Raw genomic sequence first — 20,117 nt, 5'->3', positions numbered from 1 at the left:
CTCCAGAACGATGGAAATTTGCATAAATCAGGAGATGCTCAACCCAGGTCAATTTTCTGTTGAAGACAATAGTGACAGTATTCCTTTGGAAATTGTTCTCCTACTAGGTTGTCTGGGTAGCCCATTGGGGAGTAGAACGATTAGCAAAACCTCTCAAAAAACTGCGGCGGCAGTAGGGGCTAACTGAAGTTGCCGGAGCAGCCTTTGTCGAGATTGCTGCCGCTACCCCAGAAATTGGCATCAATACGACCAGTGCATTCGAGGTCTTTCAGACATTGGTCTGGGGATGATGCTGGGTTCCAATATCTTTGCAATTCCGTTGATTCTCACTACAGCTTATTGAGCGTTGGCAGGTATTCACCCTCGACAGTGTCCTTTTGGTCTACTTGAGTGTAATGCTCTTTTGGGTACTCAATGTTTTTTAACTTCAAAGGCTGAGTTACCCCAGAAATGCCGACAACAGCCCAAACAGCGCAAAGCCACCTAAAAAGAGCAGCGTTGCAAATCGGGCTTCACCGTCTTGATGGGCTTCTGGGATAATTTCCTCCACAACCAAGGTCGTGAGTATTCCGGCCGTAAAGGTCAACAGTGCCATTTTAACTAGCTCAGATTGTCCACGTATCAACCAATAGCCGATGGTTGCTCCTAAGAAGATTGGAATCGCAAAAGCAGCCGCAATTTGGAACCGTCTGCGACGAGGGACACCTTGTCGCTTAAAGGCAATAATGGTAGCAAGTCCTTCCGGCACATCTGCTGGAACCTGACCTAATGCGAGAAGTAACCCTAACTCAGTGGCTATAGTTGAACCTGTCCCAATCATCACCCCATCGGTAAATAGATCCACCGCCACTCCTAGAAAAATTATCGAGGCTCCAACATCTATATCACCGCTGCCAAACCGAGTTTTAACTAGTTGCGTAACCTGATCCACCACAATGAAGAAAAGACCACCTGCCACAAAGGAGATGACGGTCATCAAGGGTGCATCCACTCGGAGAGATGCTGGAATCAGTTCGAGGGAGATAACCGCTACCACAACTCCTGTTGCAGCATGAAGTGCCAAACTAAGAGCGCGATCAGACGCAATAATAAATTCTGCTAGTATCCCACCCGCAAAGTTGCCGAGTGCAGGTAATGCAGCAAATGCCAGCACTGTCAAGAACTCATTCATCCCCCACCTTGCGTTATAACTGAAAGAATTAGCCCAACCTTAGGAAGACGAGTAGGATTTAGAAACTCCCTTTTAATAGGAAGATAAGAAGCGATCGCTTTGGTATATGCACGACCAGCATTGCCCTCTGCCAACGGAATGCTACAAAACGCAATTGCCTTAGTCCACAAATTGCTAACACAGTAAAGCCAAGCTTTTGCACATAATCTATTCTGCTTTTTCATCCTTCACCTCTTTCAAATGCTTTGAAAGCTTTTGATAAAGGCTAATAACTATGATGATTAACCCGACTGTAATAAACATTACGTCCTTCCCTAGGATATTTTACCAAGTGTTGGATCGCAATGCTCCGTTTTTTGATACCTATTATCTACAATATGCGAACCAGTAAATTTAGGGCAGTTACTAAGACGACAGTGGCAAAAATCAGCAGCAGAATCTGTCGAATCTGCCAAATGATGTAGAGAGAAGCGATAAAAATGACTAAGCTGATCCACTTTCCTAAACCCCACCGCACCATCTTCCTTTGGGCTGGTGCTTGTCTGCTGATTATTTACAGAATGCCCGCACATCACTGAACTACTGCCGCAAATTCATTCTCCTTAGCACGCGATTTAGTTCATTACAAAAGGCAAAAAACAAAGAATATAGGACAAAAAACAAAAATCCTAACTTGTGATAGAGGCACAATTTACCACAACGGCTTCTAATGCGGGGTGTTGGCTAACCCAGGCGATCGCTCATGACAGGTATAGTCTTGGAAATTCTGCTCATTCTGCTGCTCATTATTGGCAATGGTGTGTTTGCCATGTCGGAAATCGCCATTGTCTCTGCCCGAAAAGCTCGCTTGCAACAGCAGGTTAGTCAAGGAAAATCGGGAGCACGTGCCGCCTTAAAGCTAGCCAACTCACCCAGCCGCTTTCTCGCAACGGTACAAATTGGCATCACGCTGGTGGGTATTCTGGCAGGAGCATTTGGTGGAGCTACAATCGCCGAAAAATTGGCAGAAGCTTTACGTTTAGTTCCTGTGCTTGTTCCCTACAGCGATGCGCTGGCATTTGGCATTGTAGTGATCTGTATCACGTATTTGTCGCTAGTGATTGGCGAATTGGTACCCAAAGAGGTAGCTTTGAACAATCCAGAAGGCATCGCCTCCAAAGTGGCTCAACCGATGCAATTGTTATCTAAAGTGACTGCACCGATTGTACGTGTATTAAGCGTTTCCACCCAAGCCGTTGTAAAATTATTAGGAGTTCGCGCCTCTGAGGAGCCGCCAGTTACCGAGGATGAAATCCGGCTGCTCATCCGTCAGGGCACCGAGATCGGCACCTTTAAGCCAGCAGAGCAAGATATTGTAGAGCGAGTATTTCGCCTAGATGATTTGCCCGTCAGCGCTATTATGACACCGCGCAGCCGGATTGTCTGGCTAGATTTGAAAGAGTCGTTCGAGCAAAATCATCAAAAGATTGCCAGCAGTATTCACTCTCGTTTTCCCGTATGTCAAGGTAGCTTAGATGAAGTTCTGGGTATTGTACTGATTAAGGATTTGTACGTTCATCGTACCGCAGAACCCTCAACTAATTTAACGAACTTCTTACAGCGACCGTTATTTATCCCTGAAAGTTTGTGGGCGCTGAAGGTGCTGGAGATGTTTAAGCAAACAGAAATGCACATGGCGCTAGTGGTAGATGAATATGATGTAGTGCAAGGATTAGTTACACTGAACGATATTTTGGAGGCGATTGTAGGGGATATTCCATCCGCTGGAGAACAGGATGAACCCCAGGCAATTCGGCGTGACGATGGTTCATGGCTATTAGATGGTATGTTGTCGATTGAGGAGTTCCAACAAGTGTTGAGTCTTGATGATTTACCTGGAATTAGAAGAGGACATTACCAGACCCTAGGTGGTTTTATAATTGCCCATCTGGGTCGTATTCCTACCTCTGCCGACCATTTTGAATGGCAAGGACTACGCTTTGAAGTAGTGGATATGGATGGCAATCGCGTGGATAAAGTGTTAGTCACTCCTACGCATTTTTCTCCTTACTAAGTCATCGCTTGTTTAACAAGGAGCGTAATTGATTCATACCAGTATCAGAAGCCTTGTGAACGCCTCTGCAAAACGATTATTGCTGCGATCGGTTGCCACCGTGCTGGTGATTCTGCTATTCCTTCCTAGTGCTGTTGCTCAGGCAGAACAAGTAACGGTGCGTCTGGACGGACAAGCAGTATTCCGAGTAGGGGAAGTTGGAAAATTGGATGCAACACTACGCGTCCGGCAAATTGAGCGTCGCATGAATCGCTTGTTGGAAAATCCTGAGGCAATTGCACCACCTCGGATTGAACCTACGAACGCAAATAATACTGATCGTGTAATTATGATCGCCGGTGTGCCAGTAGTGACGGTGACAGAAACCGATGCTCAAGATAACCTAACAACGGTGAGTGTGCTGGCGACGCAGTGGTCACAAGCGATTGACACAGCCTTAAAACGCGCCAGCGAACGCCGCCTTTCTCCAGGAGGACGCTTTATCGCAGAAGTCCAAGCATCGATCGAAACAGCTTTTGGACGACTGATTGAATCTGCCATTGTGATTATTCCACGCGCTCTCGCTGCTCTGTTGGTGATTGGATTGTTTTGGGCGATCGCTACCTTCGTTCGTTGGTTGATGCGGATCATCTTTCGTCGCATTGTGGAAGACCTCACCATTGAGAATTTGATTAAGCAGGTCGCTTACTATGCGGTTTGGATCTTAGGCTTCATCGTGGCACTCGATGCCTTTGGGTTTGACCCGCAAGCAGTTGCCACAGGTTTAGGGTTGACCAGTTTGGCACTGGGGTTTGCACTTAAAGACATTCTCTCTAATTTCATTAGCGGTCTTTTGATTCTGGTATTGCGTCCGTTTGAGTTAGGCGATCAAATTATCGTGGGGGAAACAGAAGGTAAAGTCGAACGGATTGATCTAAGAGCAACGCAACTTCGCACCTATGATGGTCGGGTGGTACTGGTGCCCAATGCTGAAGTATTTACCTCGCGCATTATCAATAATACGGCGGCTCCGATTCGTCGAGGCAGTGTGGCGCTTTTTATTGGCTATGATAGCGATCTTCAAAAAGCGATCGGCGTGATTCAAAAAGCTGCTCAATCAACTAATGGCGTGCTGGAAGAACCCGCCCCCTCTGTTCGAGTTCAGGAGCTAGGACAAGATGACATTATCATTGAAGCTCGGTTCTGGACAGACTCTTGCCGATCAGACTTTGTAGCAACCAGTTCTCAAGTTAGACAAGCGATCGTGGCGGCACTCAAAGAAGCCGAGATTGGGCTACCCGACCCTGACGTGCGGATTTTAGTTCCACGTCATTCAGAGCGTTGGCGTTCGGCGTTGGCGTGGAAACCATCTTCCATCAAACCTAACCGAATGGACAGGAATAAACCCTCCCCTTAAGAGCTAAAACACAGAAATTTCATGAGCATGGGACTGGCTTCTAACAGGCAATGCACCTGATGGAGGAGGTCTGTTTAATATAGCAATTTAATATAGCAATGGCTCGATCGTGCAGTTGACCGCTTTGGGCGGCTTTGGAAATGCTGCGTTGACTTACTCCAACAGCAATACAAACCCAAGTTTTTCTTCGATAGCAAAATAGGGAGCGATCGCCTCACATCTCGTTAATTTCTCAAAGCTCTAAACCTCTGATTTGCATTGTAATTGAGCAATGTTGGATTTGCCAAACGAAAACCATTAAGAACCATAATGCTTCATAAAGTCTTACTAAAATTTTTGCTAGTTTAGTAAATACAGCATATCCCCCCTGGGGGCATACTTCTAAAATTTTACAAACCAGAATTATGCAGACCTTCCAACTGCTCCGGAGTCTCCGAAACCCAATTTTTGCTCGTCTATATACAGCACAAGTGACCAATTTACTAGGGGATGCGCTCACCTGGTTAGGGTTAGCATTGCTGGCATTTGAGGAGGCTGGCAATAATTCAGCCGTTGTGCTGTCAGGAGCCTTGACTTTACGAGTTACTGCCTTTGTTCTGTTGTCGCCATTTGCTGGGGTGCTTGCCGATCGCCTTGATCGCAAAACTATCCTTGTGACAACTCACTTGGCACGGATGGGAATCGTCAGCTTACTGCCATTTGTGAATGCAGTTTGGCAGATTTATGCAATCGTCTTTGCTTTAAATGTCTTTTACGCATTCTTCACGCCAACCTATCAAGCAACGATTCCGCTAGTGACAGGGCAAGAGGACTATCCCCAGGCGATCGCCCTTTCTAGTGCTACCTTTCAACTCCTGGGCGTTCTGGGTCCAGGAATTGCAGGCGCGATCGCAGCCTTTGTTGGAGCAAGGCAAGTCTTTTTTCTAGATGCCTTCACATTTCTAATCGCTGCGATTTTAATTATCACATTGCCTGGCCAACTGCGAGTTGAACAAGCAGCCGCTCAAAACCGCTCATCAGGTCGAACATGGCAAGACATTCAGGCAGGAACAACTCGCCTATTTGCCAATCGATATTTGCGATATGCGTTAGCAATGCAACTGGTGACTTCTGTGACAGGAGCCATGATTCTAGTCAATACTGTGGGCTATGTACAGGGTGTGCTCAAGCTAGGTAGTGTACAGTACGGTTGGGTAATGGGTGCATTTGGTATTGGAGCAACTCTTGCTGCTGCTGCTGTTGGATCGTTAGGACAGCATTGGACGCGCACAACGATTATTTTGCTAGGAGCCAGCTTAATTACGACCGCGCTCCTCCCTGCCAGTTACGTTAAACTCCCATTTCTTTTAGTGCTGTGGTTAGTAGCGGGGGCAGGACAAACGTTAGTGAATGTGTCTGCTCAGACGTTGATTGCTGACCGCACCCCAACCGAATTTCAAGGGCGAGTCTATGGTGCCCAGTTTGCCTGGAGCCATTTATGGTGGTTATTTTCCTATCCTCTAGCAGGCTGGTTGGGTAGTCATCGAGAAGATATATCTTTTCTCTACGGTAGTTTGATTGGTTTAGTTCTTCTCGTGATGATTCAACTGACTCTTTCGCCGAAAGAACAGAAGTACGTCCATAAAAGCTATTGGCATGAGCACGAACATACTCACGATGAACATCACCGACATGAGCATCATCCCAGCATTTTAGTAACAGAACCTCACAGGCATCCCCATCAACACAGCTCACTTCGTCATGCCCATGCCTACTCTGGATTACAGCATCATTATGATTATGAACATGATTAGAAAAAAAATCTTGTTTGTAGAGACAGGGATTCGAGGGTTGGCTCCAAGAGTAACTCTCAATAATGAAAATTCCTTAGAGAAGTTTCATTTGGCTGTTTAGCAGATTGGGGCTTTGGCAAAGACAGCAATTTAGATGTAGCTTATAAATGAGTAAGCACTTGCTTACATAAGCAAGCCATTGTAGGATCGTTTTGTTGATCTTTAAAATGTCGTTCTGTATAGAAGCATAAAATGAATAAATGTTTTGATGATTCAATAGCTCTAAGCAGAGCAATTCAGGAATTACGTGCATTAGAGCAAGAGGGCAACATGGCAGACAAATTGCCAGCAGAAGTCCTACACATATTTGACCAGCATGATACTGTACATATCTTGTTTAACTGCGTACTTCTCTGGAAGATGAAATTGCTGCACATGTCTGGATGCTCTTTGCCACAACAGCAGACATTGGCGAGATGCATCGCACAGTCGCTACCCAACAGCACCGCATTGTCTTGTCTAGCATTAGGCACCTCAAATTGCTAAGCACATGGTTTTTCTGCCTTCCACGTATCGGCGTAGATCGAAGGTTCGTGTCACCAAGTGCAACCTGTCGATGTAACCCTTACTGTGCAATCAATACAGCCATCTGATTCTCAAGTAATAGCGCTCACTTAGATATAATTTTATAAATGTTTTTTTCCTATGAAGCGACTTTAAAGAAATATTTGTGTAACTTATATTAAAGCAATTGCTTAAATTTGGAACTCGAACTCTGTATCCTTTATAAAATAATGGTTCAGAGATAGGCTGTACCATATCGTACGAACCCTATATTTAGGTATACACGTAGCTATTTAATAATTAATAAGGATGCTGTAGATGATTAATGTTATCACCCTTGAAACTTAGATCGTCAAAATCCCAACGTTTAAGCAGATCCATATCAGAAAGTGTTACCTCATACGCTGCCTTGAGAACATTCTCACCTTCTCTTAAAAATATTTTGTGTTCCTTTAGGGTTCCTATTTCCTTTAAAAGGGTTTGAAAAACATCATCTCCCTGCTTTTTCTTCTGTTCATCATCAAACGATGCATCATCCATCACAGCCCAAATGGTAATTTCATATGCTTCATCTGGTTCCATTTCAACGTGGTCGCCAATATCTATGTAGATGCCGTAAAACAGATCGCCGTGCTTCTTCATAAGCTTACGTATTTTACCGCGATCAAACAGAGGTTGAATTCTGCGGTTAAATTCATCAGGAAATCCTTGACGAAAATACCGTCGAGCTGTCCACCTTTGAATCTTTTCGCACTCTCTAGGATTTAGCTGAAAATGGGGATCTTCATGACAAAGAATTTGCCTACTAACAAAATAACGTTGATGAATATTCAAAGTGTAATATTCACCACTATACTCAAATTGATAGACTCTTGGTGATTTACCGTGCTGCTTGTTGCCATCCTTTTCATCAACTATTGCACCTATAAGCTCGACTGTTGGCTCCGCCTCAAACTTCGGGTTAGTAACATCACAATCATGAGAAAGGATCATGAGATGTTCTAATGAATCGCGGGCAATATTATTGCTGATTTTAACTTTGTTAACGAGTTCTGGAGAAAGGAATGCTCCTTGTCGCCAACCACGATCTTTAATATCTGAAGCATCCTCGGCAGAAAGTTTCATACTCTGCTAAATCTCTACTTCACTTCCTTTTTTAATTTGTCTCTTCGCATTTCATATAGAGACTGAGAAGTACGCTCCCGCTCACGCCTAAGAGCCACAATAGCCATGAGTTCCTTTACGTCATTCACGGGTACAGATTTCTGGGACATTAGATGAAAGAGCGAATACCCTTGTTGATTTCTTTGCTTGACATAGATGCCAAGAGGATTTGCTGAAAGATCTCTCCAGTAACAAGCAAGCTGATAGAAAGTGTAAACTCTTTCTCTATTTGTATCATGTGGTTCTATGCCTTCCATCCATTTATAAAGTGTTGTACGAGAAACATCGAGTACTTTAGCAAGTTCGCTGTTAGTAAGTGAAAGGTTTTGTTTAATAGCTGTAAGTTGCTCTTGGAAGGAAAGCAGTTCTATATCGGTAGAACAGACTCTTTGTCTCTGTAATGGTACATGTTTAAAACAATTTTGCTCTTTTAAACGAGTAGACACTATATGATAAAGAAAATTAAGCCTCTCGCCAGTCCTAAAAGACTTAGTAATAAAAGAATTCTTAGTAAAATATTTGGTATTGTCAGATTTAATGACATCCAAAGTATCCAAAGAGAGAGAATCCTCAGAGGGTGGAACGGGAATTCCTCGATCGCTTCCCGTAGGAGTATATGAACTGTTTAATAGGTATTCGGAACTGATACAAGCCATTTTTCTCCTTGAAAATTATTTCACTTCCACTGTTCAAGTGCTTTAGGTGTGACAGCAACTTTAAATGCTTCGCTAGTATAGGTATGCAATTTTCTGATTGTCTGAAGCACTTCATCAGACTTAAAGTCGATGTTAAGTTCGGCAAAGTGATCAATATCTAATGTAATCGAATTATCATTAGTTTCTGGTAAATCAAACTTGAGCTTAGACGTCGCCAGATCTTGAGGAAGTACGACATTATCAGAATTAAACATTGTACGCACAACAAGAATGCCACCAATAGGTGTTTCAGTTTTTGTTAAGGAAGTTGATTCTGGTTTTGAAAGCCCAGAAACTCGATCAAAGGCAAAACCACGAAGTCCTTCTTGGATTAGTTCATTTAGAGAAGCAGATTGATCGCTCTTAATAATATCAATGTATCGTAGTCCAATTCTTACGGCAAATTCAGGACTTGCTGTAACTTGAATTGTTTCAAGCACCCCCTCAAAAGTTTTGATAAAAGTTTCAAGTTCCTCATAACAAATAGTTTCCAACACAACCGAGTCGGTTGATAGGATGACGCATTGCTTTCTTTTGATATCACTAAAAACCCACCGTTTCTTTTCAGCTACTTCTGGGTGTATTTGGCTTTTGGCGATAATAAACTCCTGAATTATCTCCTCTTCATAGATGGGAAAGCCTTTCTTGCGAAGACTTTCTTGGATGTCCTGAATGAAATTTGCCATCTTAAGCACTGTGACAAAGTTCACTTGACACAGCACCATAAATAGAGGCGGTTTAGAGAGTTTACTCATGAGTTAAGGCTCATTACTATAATGGTGTCAAACAAAAAGTTTACACAAAAGCTTACATTTAAGTGTACATATAAGTAGGCGCTCTTTGCAAGGGGGAATTCACCCGTATTGGCGTAAGGCTAAAGAAGCTGCAATAAGTGCTAAACGGTTTAAAACCGTTGCTATAGTTGGCTTTCAGAGACTGATATTCTTTACTGTGATCGCCCATTCCTCCAAACTCGCCTAAATAGAAGGTTGGTGTCACCAGGAGCAACCTGTCGCTAAAACTGTTGCTGTGCAGTCAATACAGCAATCAGATTCCAAAAATCCTGCGCTCTCTAAAATATAAACTACACCCCGATATTTTATCTATAGCTAAATCGTCAATACTCCCTTTAAACAAATGTTTTACTTCATTAGTACTTTCTACAAAGTACCAAAACCTTATTAGTACTTTCTACAAAGTACCAAAACCTTGTTTAATCCGATGCTGTTAGCCAGTAAGGGCAAAAAGTATGTCAAACGAGGTGAGTATAAAGTGGTTTGTAAATAAGTTATAAGTATTCAACACTTAACAGACGTAATGCTAGAGAAAGTTTCATTAAGCAATTGAGTCGTTGGAAGACCTGATATGACTAGCTTTAGTTACCATCCATTCAAACACACAAAAGTTTACACAGTTCCGGTTTCTAGCAATGTAAAAACATTATATGGCAGCATACTTGATGCTTTTATGCTTAATTACAGCGATAATACCAAGTCAAATTAAAAATATAACTACTACTAACTACGTTTTTTAAGTGAGTTTCTTGCACATTCGTAATCTTTGTTGGATGGAATACATAATTCAAAGCTTTTATTTGCTTTGAGGTACTCTTGTTGCAATGTTTCAGACTCTTCAACAAAATTAGCTGGAGTCAATATACCGTCTCGGTATTTAGCTAGAAGCATTCCAATTCTATGATAAATACTTGCATATATATTTCCAGCACTTAGGTGCATATCTGCCTCTTTTTGAAAATTAAAAAGTGTTTGGATTCCTGCTAACGATGCTCCAATAATAGCTAAAAGCTTTATGCTAACTGCCGAATATTTAGGTGTAATTAAATCGAGTAAAGGAGAAAATATTATGATATTAACTATAATAATCGATAAGCCTATTATTTTATGTAGATTCTGTTTTGTTTGAGCAGCATTAAAGTGTGCAGTTTTAACAAGTCTAGAATTATTTTCTAAATCTAATACTTCTTTAACAATCTCTTGGTTATTAGCCATGGTTTAAGAAACAGTTAAAAACTGTTAAATCAATAGCTTAGTTAGTATATTTGAAAAGGTTACGTTAACTAATAACTTACTTTATAAAGTTTTTGAAAGGTCATTTGTAGCGCATAAAAACTATTTATAGTTAACTTGACAGCTAGTTTAACTAATATAGAATTTATTACAGTTTCTATATTTCTAACATTCACTTAAAATCATGTCAATATCTAAAGGTTTAGGAGATTTACTAATGTATTCTCTTCTCAATTCTAATCTGCACTATATGCCTATAAAAACTAGGTGGACAGTATAGGAAAGTGAACACTCTAGAACCAAGGTTAAGTCTACTAGTACTAAGCGCTACCTATAATAGAGGAAATGGCAGATTATTTTATTGATTCCAACACCTAAGAAGTATTTTGAGCTACTATTGATTTAAACTAGTAGGCATTGAGCCAAGATCCGTGACTTTAAGGTTGTAAAATATCTCTTTTTAAATTAGTTCTCGGATTGAGGGGGAATAGCTAGTTTAAAATTGAAAAATATACTCATTTTTGCTGTTAATGGCAGGTAGATAATTATGAGTTGATAGATAATACCTGTTCGAGCAATGTTACAATGATTCCCAGCATGTTGCGTCGCTTAGCGAAGCTTAAACAGAACAATTCATAATTGTTTAAAAACAAGCTCTAACTAATTCTATTGAGCTATCATTAATCCGAAAGCTTTCTTCTCTATAGTCTTTATCATTTTTCTCAATCTCAGCACTAATGATTCCCCATTTAGGAAAGCGCTGATCTACTTCTAACTCACGAGAACGAATTGGATAAATCCGAATCCACTGCAAAGGCTTTTCGTTATCGTCTAATAAAATCCCTGCAGTACAAACTGTCTCTTTGTACTTCGTACTTATTGATGGATAAGTTTTGGCTGCAATTAAAATTTTTCTTCTCTGCATTGGAATCAACCCTGCTTTACACATCAAGCTTCTTTGTAGAAGTTGTTTATTTTGTAGAAAAGCTTGTGGAGTTGATTCTACGATGTAAGATTTTCGTGGTCAAGTTGTTGTTGTTTACTTTAAAGAATTGTTTTAGAGAGCTATTGTTTTGTTACATAAATGTTTTTCTTGATCGCATCTATCAAAAAAACATTGCCCAAAACAGAAGTGGGTACATATCAAAACATATAACTCAAAGCATTATAGCTACGTCTTGGATTATAAAAACATTGCCTAAAAGGGATTAAACTAGGCAAAATAGTTGATTTGTATTTTTTATCCTTCAGTCACAAAAATGGCGTAAAATATAGAATTTAACCTAGTTGCACCATATGATACCAACCTTCCATTTCCGCCGTATCATTGGTATCATCTTCAAGAGCTTACGTATGAAAAAGAAGCTAGCTGTTGAGAATCTCTCCAAACTTAAGGAACAATCCATTCTTGAAATTCGCCGAGAACACGGCATCCTTTTGTGAAAAGGAGAATACAAACATTGTGCAAAAACTTACTTGAACAGTCTAAAACTCGCTGTAAACTCAATGCCTCGCAATAAAACCATCACAGATGAAGAAATTCTTGCTGTGGCGCGATCGCTCTTCATCAAAGAAGGAGCGAAAGCTTCGACACGGACGCTTGCTAAAATGGTAGGGATCTCTGAAGCCGTTATTTTCCAGCGATTTGGTACGAAAGAGGAGCTGTTCTTTGCCGCGATGGTGCTGCCAGAAGCGCAACTTGAGGTAATGTTCAACGTTCAACCTGGTAAGAAACAAGTAACGACAAACCTCAAATTAATTAGCTTGCAGATTGTTTCCTACTTCCGTGAGGTGATGCCAGTCTTTTTATCTCTCATCAGTCATCCATCCTTTAATATGCAAACTTTTTTGCAACATCATACGATGCCTGCGATGCAAATCGGAAATGAGTTAACAGAATATTTGACTGCTGAGTTAAATCTAGGGCGAATCTATACAGATAATGCTGCGGTAACAGCAACAGTTTTACTTTCGCACTTACACAATTTAGTTTTGTCTGAAACCATTGGTGCTCATCAACCCATTGATACTGATCGTGCTATTTCTGATGCGATCGCGGTGTTGTGGAACGGGCTAGCTCCGTGAAGCCCTAACGATGACTTTACGGTTTTTGAGAGTAAAAGTAAATGATTACTCTTAAGCTACACACAGAAGTCATCTCTACTAGCGAAAGGAATATTTAGGATTGCTTAATCTGACAAACCAAGTCTTGTCACAAAAAAAGCTTCTCTCTCGTCTTGATTATGTAAGCCTATCTCTAGCTAGGAGCGATCACCATGATTGAAATGATTGACACATTCGTCCGCTTTGACACAGTGTTAAGTCAAACAGCTCCTAAAATTGCCAGTCGTCTACAGCCTGGATTAACAGCCGATGACATTAAGAAGCAAATCGCTGCATTCTCATGGGCACTGCCCCAAGATATTCACGATTTATATCAATGGCACAATGGGCTTTCTGGCACTTCAGAAAAATTGAATTTAGCTGAAAAATTTCTGCGACTCAAAGGGAAATGGCACGGTGAATTAGCAGGGCGAGAGAACGAAGTCCATCTACTATTTGAAGGGCGGCTCATTGTCGCAAAGTTTTTGCCCTTGGAATATGCCCTGGCAGGGCATCGTCATCTCAAGCTTGGTAAGTGTTTGATTAATTTACTGCCGATCGCCATTCTAAATGACAGCAACACCACCATCTATTGCATGATTCGATTAAATGCGGAGCCGCCGACCCTGTACTGTGCGAATGGAACGAACTTGCCTCCGATAAGAGTAACGGAAGTTTTTTTGTCTACTCAGCTTCAATTTACTGGATTAAGTCACTTAGTTGCTTTGTTAACCGATTGTTTTGAACAGGGTGTTCAACCTCCCTCAATTAGCCAGAAAGGTCAGGGGATAAGGGCAATCGACTGTGAAATTGATTCGGTACTGTTTGCCCAACTCCTTCAACAATTTAGAAGCAAGAACATCACGCAATAGCATTAGAGGATGATGTCACAACACAAGGTAGTGTTTCGTCCTTTAAAGGTAGATATCTAAAATGAAACCCTCTGATGAACCTACTCGAAGTTCAATCCAGCGCTCGGCTAGAAAAATCTGTTTCTCGTACCCTCAGTGATAACTTTATTCATGCATGGCAAGTAACGCATCCGCAAGCACATCATCAACGGCGGGATATTGGTAGCCATCCTCCTGCTCACCCTACACAACTATGGACAACGGCAAATTACACTCAACCAGAAGATCGCTCACCTGCCATGACTGAATCGCTGAAAGAGTCTGAGCAACTGATTGAGGAATTGCTGTGGGCAGATCGGTTGCTGCTAGGTGTGCCGATGTATAACTTCAGCATACCTTCTACTTTCAAGACATATTTAGATAATATTGTGCGAGTCAATCGCACCTTTACTTTCGATCCCATCAATCATACCTTTGCAGGCTTAGCGACAGGCAAGAAAGCCTTGATAATTACGCCAAGTGCAGGCAATTTTTCGCCTGGTACGCCATTGGGACATCTGAATTTTTGTGAAACCTATGTGTGCTCTATTCTAAGGTTCATCGGTATTGAGGATACTACAGTTGTCGCTGTACCTCATCAGTTTATGCCTAACGAGCGACAGCAACACATCGAAAACGCACATACACAACTGATGAATTTAGCAGCAAACTGGTAGCGCCTTATGAGCCAATTAAAGATTTTCAATCAATACAGGTCGCTTCTGTTTGCAATCGCCTATAGGATGTTAGGCAGCGTCAGTGATGCTGAAGACATTGTGCAAGAAGCTTGGATACGCTGGCAGAATACCGAAACCATAGTGAAATCTCCCAAGGCATTTCTATCAAAAATTGTGACTCGATTGTGTATTGATCACCATCGTTCTGCCCGTGTGAAGCGAGAACAGTATGTAGGAGCTTGGCTACCTGAACCTTTAGTAACGGAGTTGTGTACGAAGGATAGTGCGGAATTAGCAGAATCTCTTTCCTTTGCGTTTTTAATGCTGCTTGAATGTTTATCTCCTACGGAAAGAGCAGTATTTCTCTTACGCGAAGTGTTCGATTACAGTTACGATGATATTGCCAAAACTGTTGGTAGAAGTGTTTCAAATTGCCGTCAAATTGTACATCGCGCTAATCACCACCTTGTCCTACGCAGACCAGCGATCAGTCTAGATTCTCATGCGAATAATATCCTGCTAGAACGGTTTCTTGACTATTGGAATCAAGGGGATTTGCAGTCGCTCATTACGTTGATGGCAGAAGACATAACTTTCTGGTCAGATGGAGGAGGCAAGACAATTGCAGCCCAGAAACCGCTACATGGTTGTATAAAGGTAGCTCGATTTTTATTAGCAATTCGACGCAGCCAATTAACCCCTACAATGGTTCCTCAAATTGTCACAATTAATGGACAGCCTGGAATCATCAATCTCGTCAATGAAAAGCTCCATAGCGTTTTTAGCTTTGATATTACAAATGAGCAGATCCAGTCAATCTTTGCAGTGGTCAACCCAGAAAAGCTAAAAGGTATTAAGCAGGGGTGCGATCGCATCTCATATTGGTAAACGAATCGCGCCCCTAATCAGCTTTTAGAAACTTTATAAAACCGAACTGGCAGACGGTTGTGGCTCCGCATTCACCGGAAAACTTGTTTCAACTGCGACTGATTTTTGTTTGGGCATCAAGCGTTTGCCAAACTTCGCGTAGACAGCAGGAATAACCAACAAAGTCAGCGCTGTAGAGGTAAACAAACCGCCTAGCACCACAATTGCTAAGGGTTGCAGAATTTCGTTTCCGGCTCCACTGGCGATCGCTAACGGCAGCATCCCCAGTGCGGAAGTGAGCGCCGTCATTAGAATAGCGTTTACTCGCTCCAGAGAGCCGTTGACAATGACATCTTGGAGGTGCATCCCTTGAGCAAACTTGTTGTTGTAGTTGTCTACCAATAACAAGCCATTTCGGACGGCAACGCCGAATAAGGTGATGAATCCGATCAAGGATGCGATCGAAATTACACCGCCAGTCAAGGCGATGGAAACAATGCCACCCACCAGCGCCAACGGTAGATTAATCATAATGGCGATTGTGGCAGAGAGTGACTTCACCGAGAAGAACATCAGTACCGCAATGGCGATCGCAGCTAGGATACTAAATACTAGCAAGTTATTGCTAGCACGTTGTTCCGATTCAAACTGTCCGCCGTACTGGATAAAATAGCCATTGGGCAACTGCACTTTTTGCCGAATTTGAGCTTGAATATCGCTCACCACGCTGCCCAGATCGCGTTCCGCCACGTTTGCTGAAACAACAATCAACCGCGACACATCTTCCCGATTCACCACATTGGCTCCCATACCGTAATCTACAGTGGCGACGGTACTCAACGAAATGGTTTGCCCGGTGGGAGTAAAGAGGGGAATGGCGCGAATGGCATCTAAATTATTGCGAGCATTCTCTGCCAGTGCAACAGAAATATCGATCAGTTGCTGGTTCTCTGCCACTTGTGACACCACGCGTCCATTGAGAGCAGTTTCCACTACGCCTGATAATTGCTCCATACTCAAGCCATAAGTAGCTGCTGCTGCGCGATTGTATTGGATTTGCACCTGACGGATCGGCAGTTGGGGTTCAAGCTGTAAGTCTACAACTCCACCAATGGGCTGGATGATATCCCGCACCTGTTCGCCGATCCGTCGCAGTTCGGTCAGGTCTGGACCAAAGATTTTCACGGCGATCGCGCTTCTTACCCCAGACAGCACTTCATCCATGCGGTGGGAAATAAACCCGCCAATGTTAGGTGCAACACCAGGCAATTTGAGGAACGCTTCACGCAGTTGTTTCACGCTGGCTTCTCGGTCTTGCATCGCCAGGTCGCTGAGTTCCACATCGACGTGTGCCATATTGACACCTGCCCCATCTGCGTCACCAGGAGTGCGTCCTGCTCGCACCTGCACCCACTCATACAAGGGATTATCCTTAAGTGAATTGGAAAGCGCGGTGCCTGCCCGATTAGTCATATCCAGCGAGACGCCGGGGAACAACACCATCGAGTTGACCATCGATTTTTCCTGGAATTCTGGCAGAAACACCCGTCCCAAAGAGGGAATGATCGCAAAAGCAGCAACCAATGCAGCCAGCGCCAAACCTAGAATAATTTGGGGCGATCGCAGCGACAGATTCAGCAGGGGACGATACAGCCGTTCTGCCCATCGTGAAATGAATGTGCCTTGCTGAGGCAGGGTTTGATTCGCCAGCAGAATGGCACAAAGGGCAGGGGAAAGGGTCATGGCGACCAGTGTAGAAGCCGCGATCGAGAGCAAATATGCTAATCCCATCGGCGCAAAAATCCGCCCTTCTACGCCAGTCAAACTGAAGATTGGCGCAAACACGACAACGATAATCACTGTAGAAAAAATCACTGCCAGCCGCACTTCCACAGACGTGTCATACACAACCTGGAACGGGTGCTTGGGATTGCCCTGTGCCTGATTGGTTCGGAGTCCGCGATAGCAGTTTTCCATATCGACGATCGAATCATCTACTACCGATCCAATAGCAACCACTAACCCACCCAGCGTCATGGTATTGATGCCTAAACCAAAGGCTTTCATAAACATCAACCCGATTAACAAGGACAGCGGAATTGCGCTCAGGGTAATTACCGCTGTGCGCCAATTCATCAAAAATAGCAACATAATCACCGAAACGATAATGATGCCTTCAATCAGAGAGCCGCTGACATTGCCAATAGCAGAATCAATAAAATTAGACTGGCGAAACGTTTGCGCTATTTGCACATCAGGGGGAAAATTCGGCTGCAACGATTGCATCACTGCTTCCACGGCTTTGGTGACAGTAGGTGTATCGACATCGGGCTGTTTATTAATCATCAGTACCACCGCAGGCTGCCCATTAAAGCTGGCATCTCCTCGCTTCAGGGCTGCTCCGGTTTTGACTACCGCCACATCTTTAAGAAAAACTGGCTTGCTATCCTGAACTTTCACGACAGATTCTTGCAGATCGGCGATCGATTTCACCTGCCCAATGCCGCGCACCAACAGTTCTTGACCACCGCCAATCAGAAAACCGCCTGGGGCATTAGAGTTTGCGCCTCTAGCTGCATTGGTAACTTCGGTGAGGGAAACATTGCGCGATCGCAGCTTTTCTGGATCAACTAGTACCTGTTCTTGACGCTCATCTCCACCGTAGATTGTGACATCGGTGACTCCTGGCACGGACAAAATTTGATTGCTGAGCGTACTATCGACTAAACGACGCAGATCCATCAGCGACGTTTTTCCCTGTCCATTGACAGTGAAGGCATATTGCAAAATGGTGCCCAATGGCGATGCTAGGGGTGAAATCTCTGGCGAATGCACACCTTCAGGAAGCTGATTTGTCACCTGTTGCAGCCGTTCTGTCACGGCTTGCCGCGCTTGGTAAATATCGGCATCCTGGTCAAACACCACTTGCACCATCGACAGCCCCACCTTGGAGGACGATCGCACAGTTGTCACACCTGGCAAGCCATTCACCGCACTTTCAATCGGTACAGTAATTTGCGACTCTACTTCCTCTGGAGCGAGTCCAGTCGCTTCGGTGTGAATATCGACTTGGGGTGGGGCGAATTCGGGAAACACATCTAGCGGCATTTGGGTGGCACTGAAGACTCCCCAGACTGTCACTAAAATGGCACAGACGACGATGAACCACCGCTGAGCTATCGAGTTTTTGAGCGTCTGATTTAGAATCGAGTTAAACATCTTAAATTAGAAGCCCCCTTTCTTGTTAGAAAAGATGTTCTTCTTTTTGCGACCGCCACTCATAAAGGCGATCGCCCCTACCAACAGCGCTGCTCCACCACCGGCTGCGGCTACAATCCCTATCGGGAATCCGCTCGGTTGCGGAGTCGTTTCACTAGACTGTGAGACGAGATTACCAGCATCATCGTGGCTATGAGGGATTCCTTGAGCATCTGCCTGAGCATGGGCTGTACTAGTTTGGGGAGAGGCGATTGCGGTTGGACTGGCGGCTGCATTGGCAGTTTGAGTTTTGCGCGATTCTGCATAGAGCGACAAACTTCCTTCAGTGACAAGTTTTTCCCCAACTGACAATCCTTGAGTTACCTCGATCAGGTCGCCCTGAGTTGCGCCAGTTGTGATGGGAACAGGCTCATAAAAATTCTCATACTGCACGAAGACGAGTTGCTTACCGTTAGCATCGACCAATGCTGTGATAGGCACCATAACAGCGGCGCTACCATCTGCGGCTGGCTCAATTGGCGTAACCATAATACCCAACATCTGATCGGTTTCAGCATTGACTTGCACGCGCTGAACACCGCCCTCTGCCTGAAATTCATCGCCATGCCCAACGTGAGCAAACCCAACGCTAGGTACACTGATAGCCAAACCAACAGCAATAATGGAACTAATAAATAGAGCGGATTTCATAATACTTCCTCACAAAGACGCGGGGCTAAACCAAAATCTTCCATAGTCTGCCAAAGAGCAGATGAAAATCAGGTGAAATGGCAGCGATTTCTGTAAAATCAAGCTTGTGGTTAATTTCATTGGGGCTATGCGAGTTTTGCTAGTAGAAGACGAAGCGGATTTGGGACTAGCCATTAAGCAAATCTTAGTGAGCGAAAAATACGTAGTAGATTGGGTGCCAGACGGCTCTCAGGCATGGCATTGTCTTGAAAGCCAGTGGACAGATTACACGGTGGCGATCGTCGATTGGCTGCTACCAGAGCTATCAGGGCTAGAGTTATGCCAGCGGCTCAGAATGCACCAAAACCCCTTACCCGTGCTGATGCTCACCGCCCTGGGACAACCTGAAAACCGGATCGCCGGACTCGATGCTGGAGCCGATGATTACTTGGTCAAGCCATTTGTGATGGAAGAACTGCTGGCACGGTTGCGGGCACTTCAGCGGCGATCGCCTCAACTTCAACCCCAAAACCTCAGTATTGGTGCATTCACGCTAGATTATGCCAATAATGCCCTGTGCAGCGAACTAGCTCAGCCTCCTCAAGCGATTCCTTTAACCGTCAAGGAATTTCAAATCCTCGCCTATCTGATGCAAAATCCTAATCGCATCATTTCAGGTAGCAAAATTCGGCATCAACTCTGGGATCTAGAAGAAGAACCGATCAGCAATGTGGTTGCAGCACAAATGCGGTTATTGCGACGCAAGTTAGCCAGCTATGGTTGCAACTGCCCGATCGAAACCATTCCGGGTCAGGGCTATCGATTCAACACAGCCTTGTGAACAGCCGCT

Annotated in this window: 18 protein-coding genes; 9 read left to right on the top strand and 9 right to left on the bottom strand. The window is 43.7% G+C overall.

Annotated features, from left to right (window positions below):
* Nucleotides 1–10 precede the first annotated feature (10 nt).
* Entirely contained in the window at nucleotides 11–187 is a 177-nt protein-coding gene (locus GLO7428_RS25005; RefSeq protein ID WP_155824128.1) for a hypothetical protein, read from the top strand.
* Nucleotides 188–439: 252 nt separating this feature from the next.
* Here the strand turns inward: GLO7428_RS25005 and GLO7428_RS25000 are convergent, their stop codons facing one another.
* Both GLO7428_RS25000 and GLO7428_RS24995 read right to left on the bottom strand, forming a co-directional pair.
* A complete protein-coding gene (locus GLO7428_RS25000; RefSeq protein ID WP_015328586.1) occupies nucleotides 440–1,171 on the bottom strand; it encodes a ZIP family metal transporter in 732 nt (243 codons plus the stop codon).
* Entirely contained in the window at nucleotides 1,168–1,395 is a 228-nt protein-coding gene (locus GLO7428_RS24995) for a hypothetical protein (protein WP_015328585.1), read from the bottom strand. The genes GLO7428_RS25000 and GLO7428_RS24995 overlap by 4 nt, the downstream gene beginning before the upstream one ends.
* 518 nt (nucleotides 1,396–1,913) lie before the next feature.
* Between GLO7428_RS24995 and GLO7428_RS24990 the strand changes: the two genes are divergently transcribed.
* The 3 genes from GLO7428_RS24990 (at nucleotide 1,914) to GLO7428_RS24980 (ending at nucleotide 6,413) form a co-directional block, all read left to right on the top strand.
* Nucleotides 1,914–3,224 carry a hemolysin family protein gene (locus GLO7428_RS24990; RefSeq protein ID WP_015328582.1) on the top strand — a complete coding sequence of 437 codons (1,311 nt, stop codon included), beginning with the start codon at nucleotides 1,914–1,916 and terminating at the stop codon, nucleotides 3,222–3,224.
* Between the two features lie 55 nt (nucleotides 3,225–3,279).
* A complete protein-coding gene (locus GLO7428_RS24985) occupies nucleotides 3,280–4,620 on the top strand; it encodes a mechanosensitive ion channel family protein (protein ID WP_015328581.1) in 1,341 nt (446 codons plus the stop codon).
* A gap of 404 nt (nucleotides 4,621–5,024) precedes the next feature.
* Nucleotides 5,025–6,413: an MFS transporter gene (locus GLO7428_RS24980; protein WP_015328580.1), complete on the top strand. Its 1,389-nt coding sequence runs from the start codon at nucleotides 5,025–5,027 to the stop codon at nucleotides 6,411–6,413.
* Nucleotides 6,414–7,256: 843 nt separating this feature from the next.
* Here the strand turns inward: GLO7428_RS24980 and GLO7428_RS24975 are convergent.
* The 5 genes from GLO7428_RS24975 to GLO7428_RS24955 form a co-directional block, all read right to left on the bottom strand.
* Nucleotides 7,257–8,081, bottom strand: coding sequence for a hypothetical protein (locus GLO7428_RS24975; protein ID WP_015328579.1), 825 nt, complete (start codon nucleotides 8,079–8,081; stop codon nucleotides 7,257–7,259).
* A 14-nt stretch (nucleotides 8,082–8,095) separates the two neighbouring features.
* A complete protein-coding gene (locus GLO7428_RS26335; RefSeq protein ID WP_146087190.1) occupies nucleotides 8,096–8,677 on the bottom strand; it encodes a hypothetical protein in 582 nt (193 codons plus the stop codon).
* 119 nt (nucleotides 8,678–8,796) lie between these two features.
* Complete coding sequence (locus GLO7428_RS24965) at nucleotides 8,797–9,570, bottom strand: TIGR04255 family protein (protein ID WP_015328577.1); 774 nt, start codon at nucleotides 9,568–9,570, stop codon at nucleotides 8,797–8,799.
* A 762-nt stretch (nucleotides 9,571–10,332) separates the two neighbouring features.
* Nucleotides 10,333–10,824: an SLATT domain-containing protein gene (locus GLO7428_RS24960; RefSeq protein WP_015328576.1), complete on the bottom strand. Its 492-nt coding sequence runs from the start codon at nucleotides 10,822–10,824 to the stop codon at nucleotides 10,333–10,335.
* Between the two features lie 661 nt (nucleotides 10,825–11,485).
* On the bottom strand, nucleotides 11,486–11,791 hold the full coding sequence (locus tag GLO7428_RS24955) for a hypothetical protein (protein ID WP_210404515.1): 306 nt from the start codon (nucleotides 11,789–11,791) through the stop codon (nucleotides 11,486–11,488).
* A gap of 557 nt (nucleotides 11,792–12,348) precedes the next feature.
* Between GLO7428_RS24955 and GLO7428_RS24950 the strand changes: the two genes are divergently transcribed.
* The 4 genes from GLO7428_RS24950 to GLO7428_RS24935 all read left to right on the top strand — a co-directional run bounded on the left by GLO7428_RS24950 (nucleotide 12,349) and on the right by GLO7428_RS24935 (nucleotide 15,400).
* Nucleotides 12,349–12,927: a TetR/AcrR family transcriptional regulator gene (locus tag GLO7428_RS24950; RefSeq protein WP_015328574.1), complete on the top strand. Its 579-nt coding sequence runs from the start codon at nucleotides 12,349–12,351 to the stop codon at nucleotides 12,925–12,927.
* A 191-nt stretch (nucleotides 12,928–13,118) separates the two neighbouring features.
* On the top strand, nucleotides 13,119–13,817 hold the full coding sequence (locus GLO7428_RS24945; protein ID WP_015328573.1) for a hypothetical protein: 699 nt from the start codon (nucleotides 13,119–13,121) through the stop codon (nucleotides 13,815–13,817).
* 74 nt (nucleotides 13,818–13,891) lie between these two features.
* Nucleotides 13,892–14,512 (top strand): FMN-dependent NADH-azoreductase, encoded by a 621-nt coding sequence (locus tag GLO7428_RS24940; protein ID WP_015328572.1) that lies wholly within the window; start codon nucleotides 13,892–13,894, stop codon nucleotides 14,510–14,512.
* Nucleotides 14,513–14,518: 6 nt separating this feature from the next.
* Nucleotides 14,519–15,400, top strand: a complete 882-nt coding sequence (locus tag GLO7428_RS24935; protein ID WP_015328571.1) for an RNA polymerase sigma-70 factor — start codon at nucleotides 14,519–14,521, stop codon at nucleotides 15,398–15,400.
* Between the two features lie 33 nt (nucleotides 15,401–15,433).
* On the opposite strand, the gene GLO7428_RS24930 is transcribed toward GLO7428_RS24935, so the two are convergent.
* Together GLO7428_RS24930 and GLO7428_RS24925 are read right to left on the bottom strand one after the other, a co-directional pair.
* A complete protein-coding gene (locus GLO7428_RS24930; RefSeq protein ID WP_015328570.1) occupies nucleotides 15,434–18,598 on the bottom strand; it encodes a CusA/CzcA family heavy metal efflux RND transporter in 3,165 nt (1,054 codons plus the stop codon).
* A gap of 6 nt (nucleotides 18,599–18,604) precedes the next feature.
* Entirely contained in the window at nucleotides 18,605–19,288 is a 684-nt protein-coding gene (locus GLO7428_RS24925) for an efflux RND transporter periplasmic adaptor subunit (protein WP_015328569.1), read from the bottom strand.
* Nucleotides 19,289–19,415: 127 nt separating this feature from the next.
* Between GLO7428_RS24925 and rppA the strand changes: the two genes are divergently transcribed.
* Entirely contained in the window at nucleotides 19,416–20,108 is a 693-nt protein-coding gene (gene rppA / locus GLO7428_RS24920; RefSeq protein WP_015328568.1) for a two-component system response regulator RppA, read from the top strand.
* The last annotated feature ends 9 nt before the right edge of the window (nucleotides 20,109–20,117 follow it).

Origin of the sequence: Gloeocapsa sp. PCC 7428 (genome assembly GCF_000317555.1) — a bacterium.
GTDB lineage: Bacteria > Cyanobacteriota > Cyanobacteriia > Cyanobacteriales > Chroococcidiopsidaceae > Chroogloeocystis.
The sequence above is the reverse complement of the archived record's forward strand: the minus strand, read 5'-3'. Positions and strand labels throughout refer to the sequence as shown.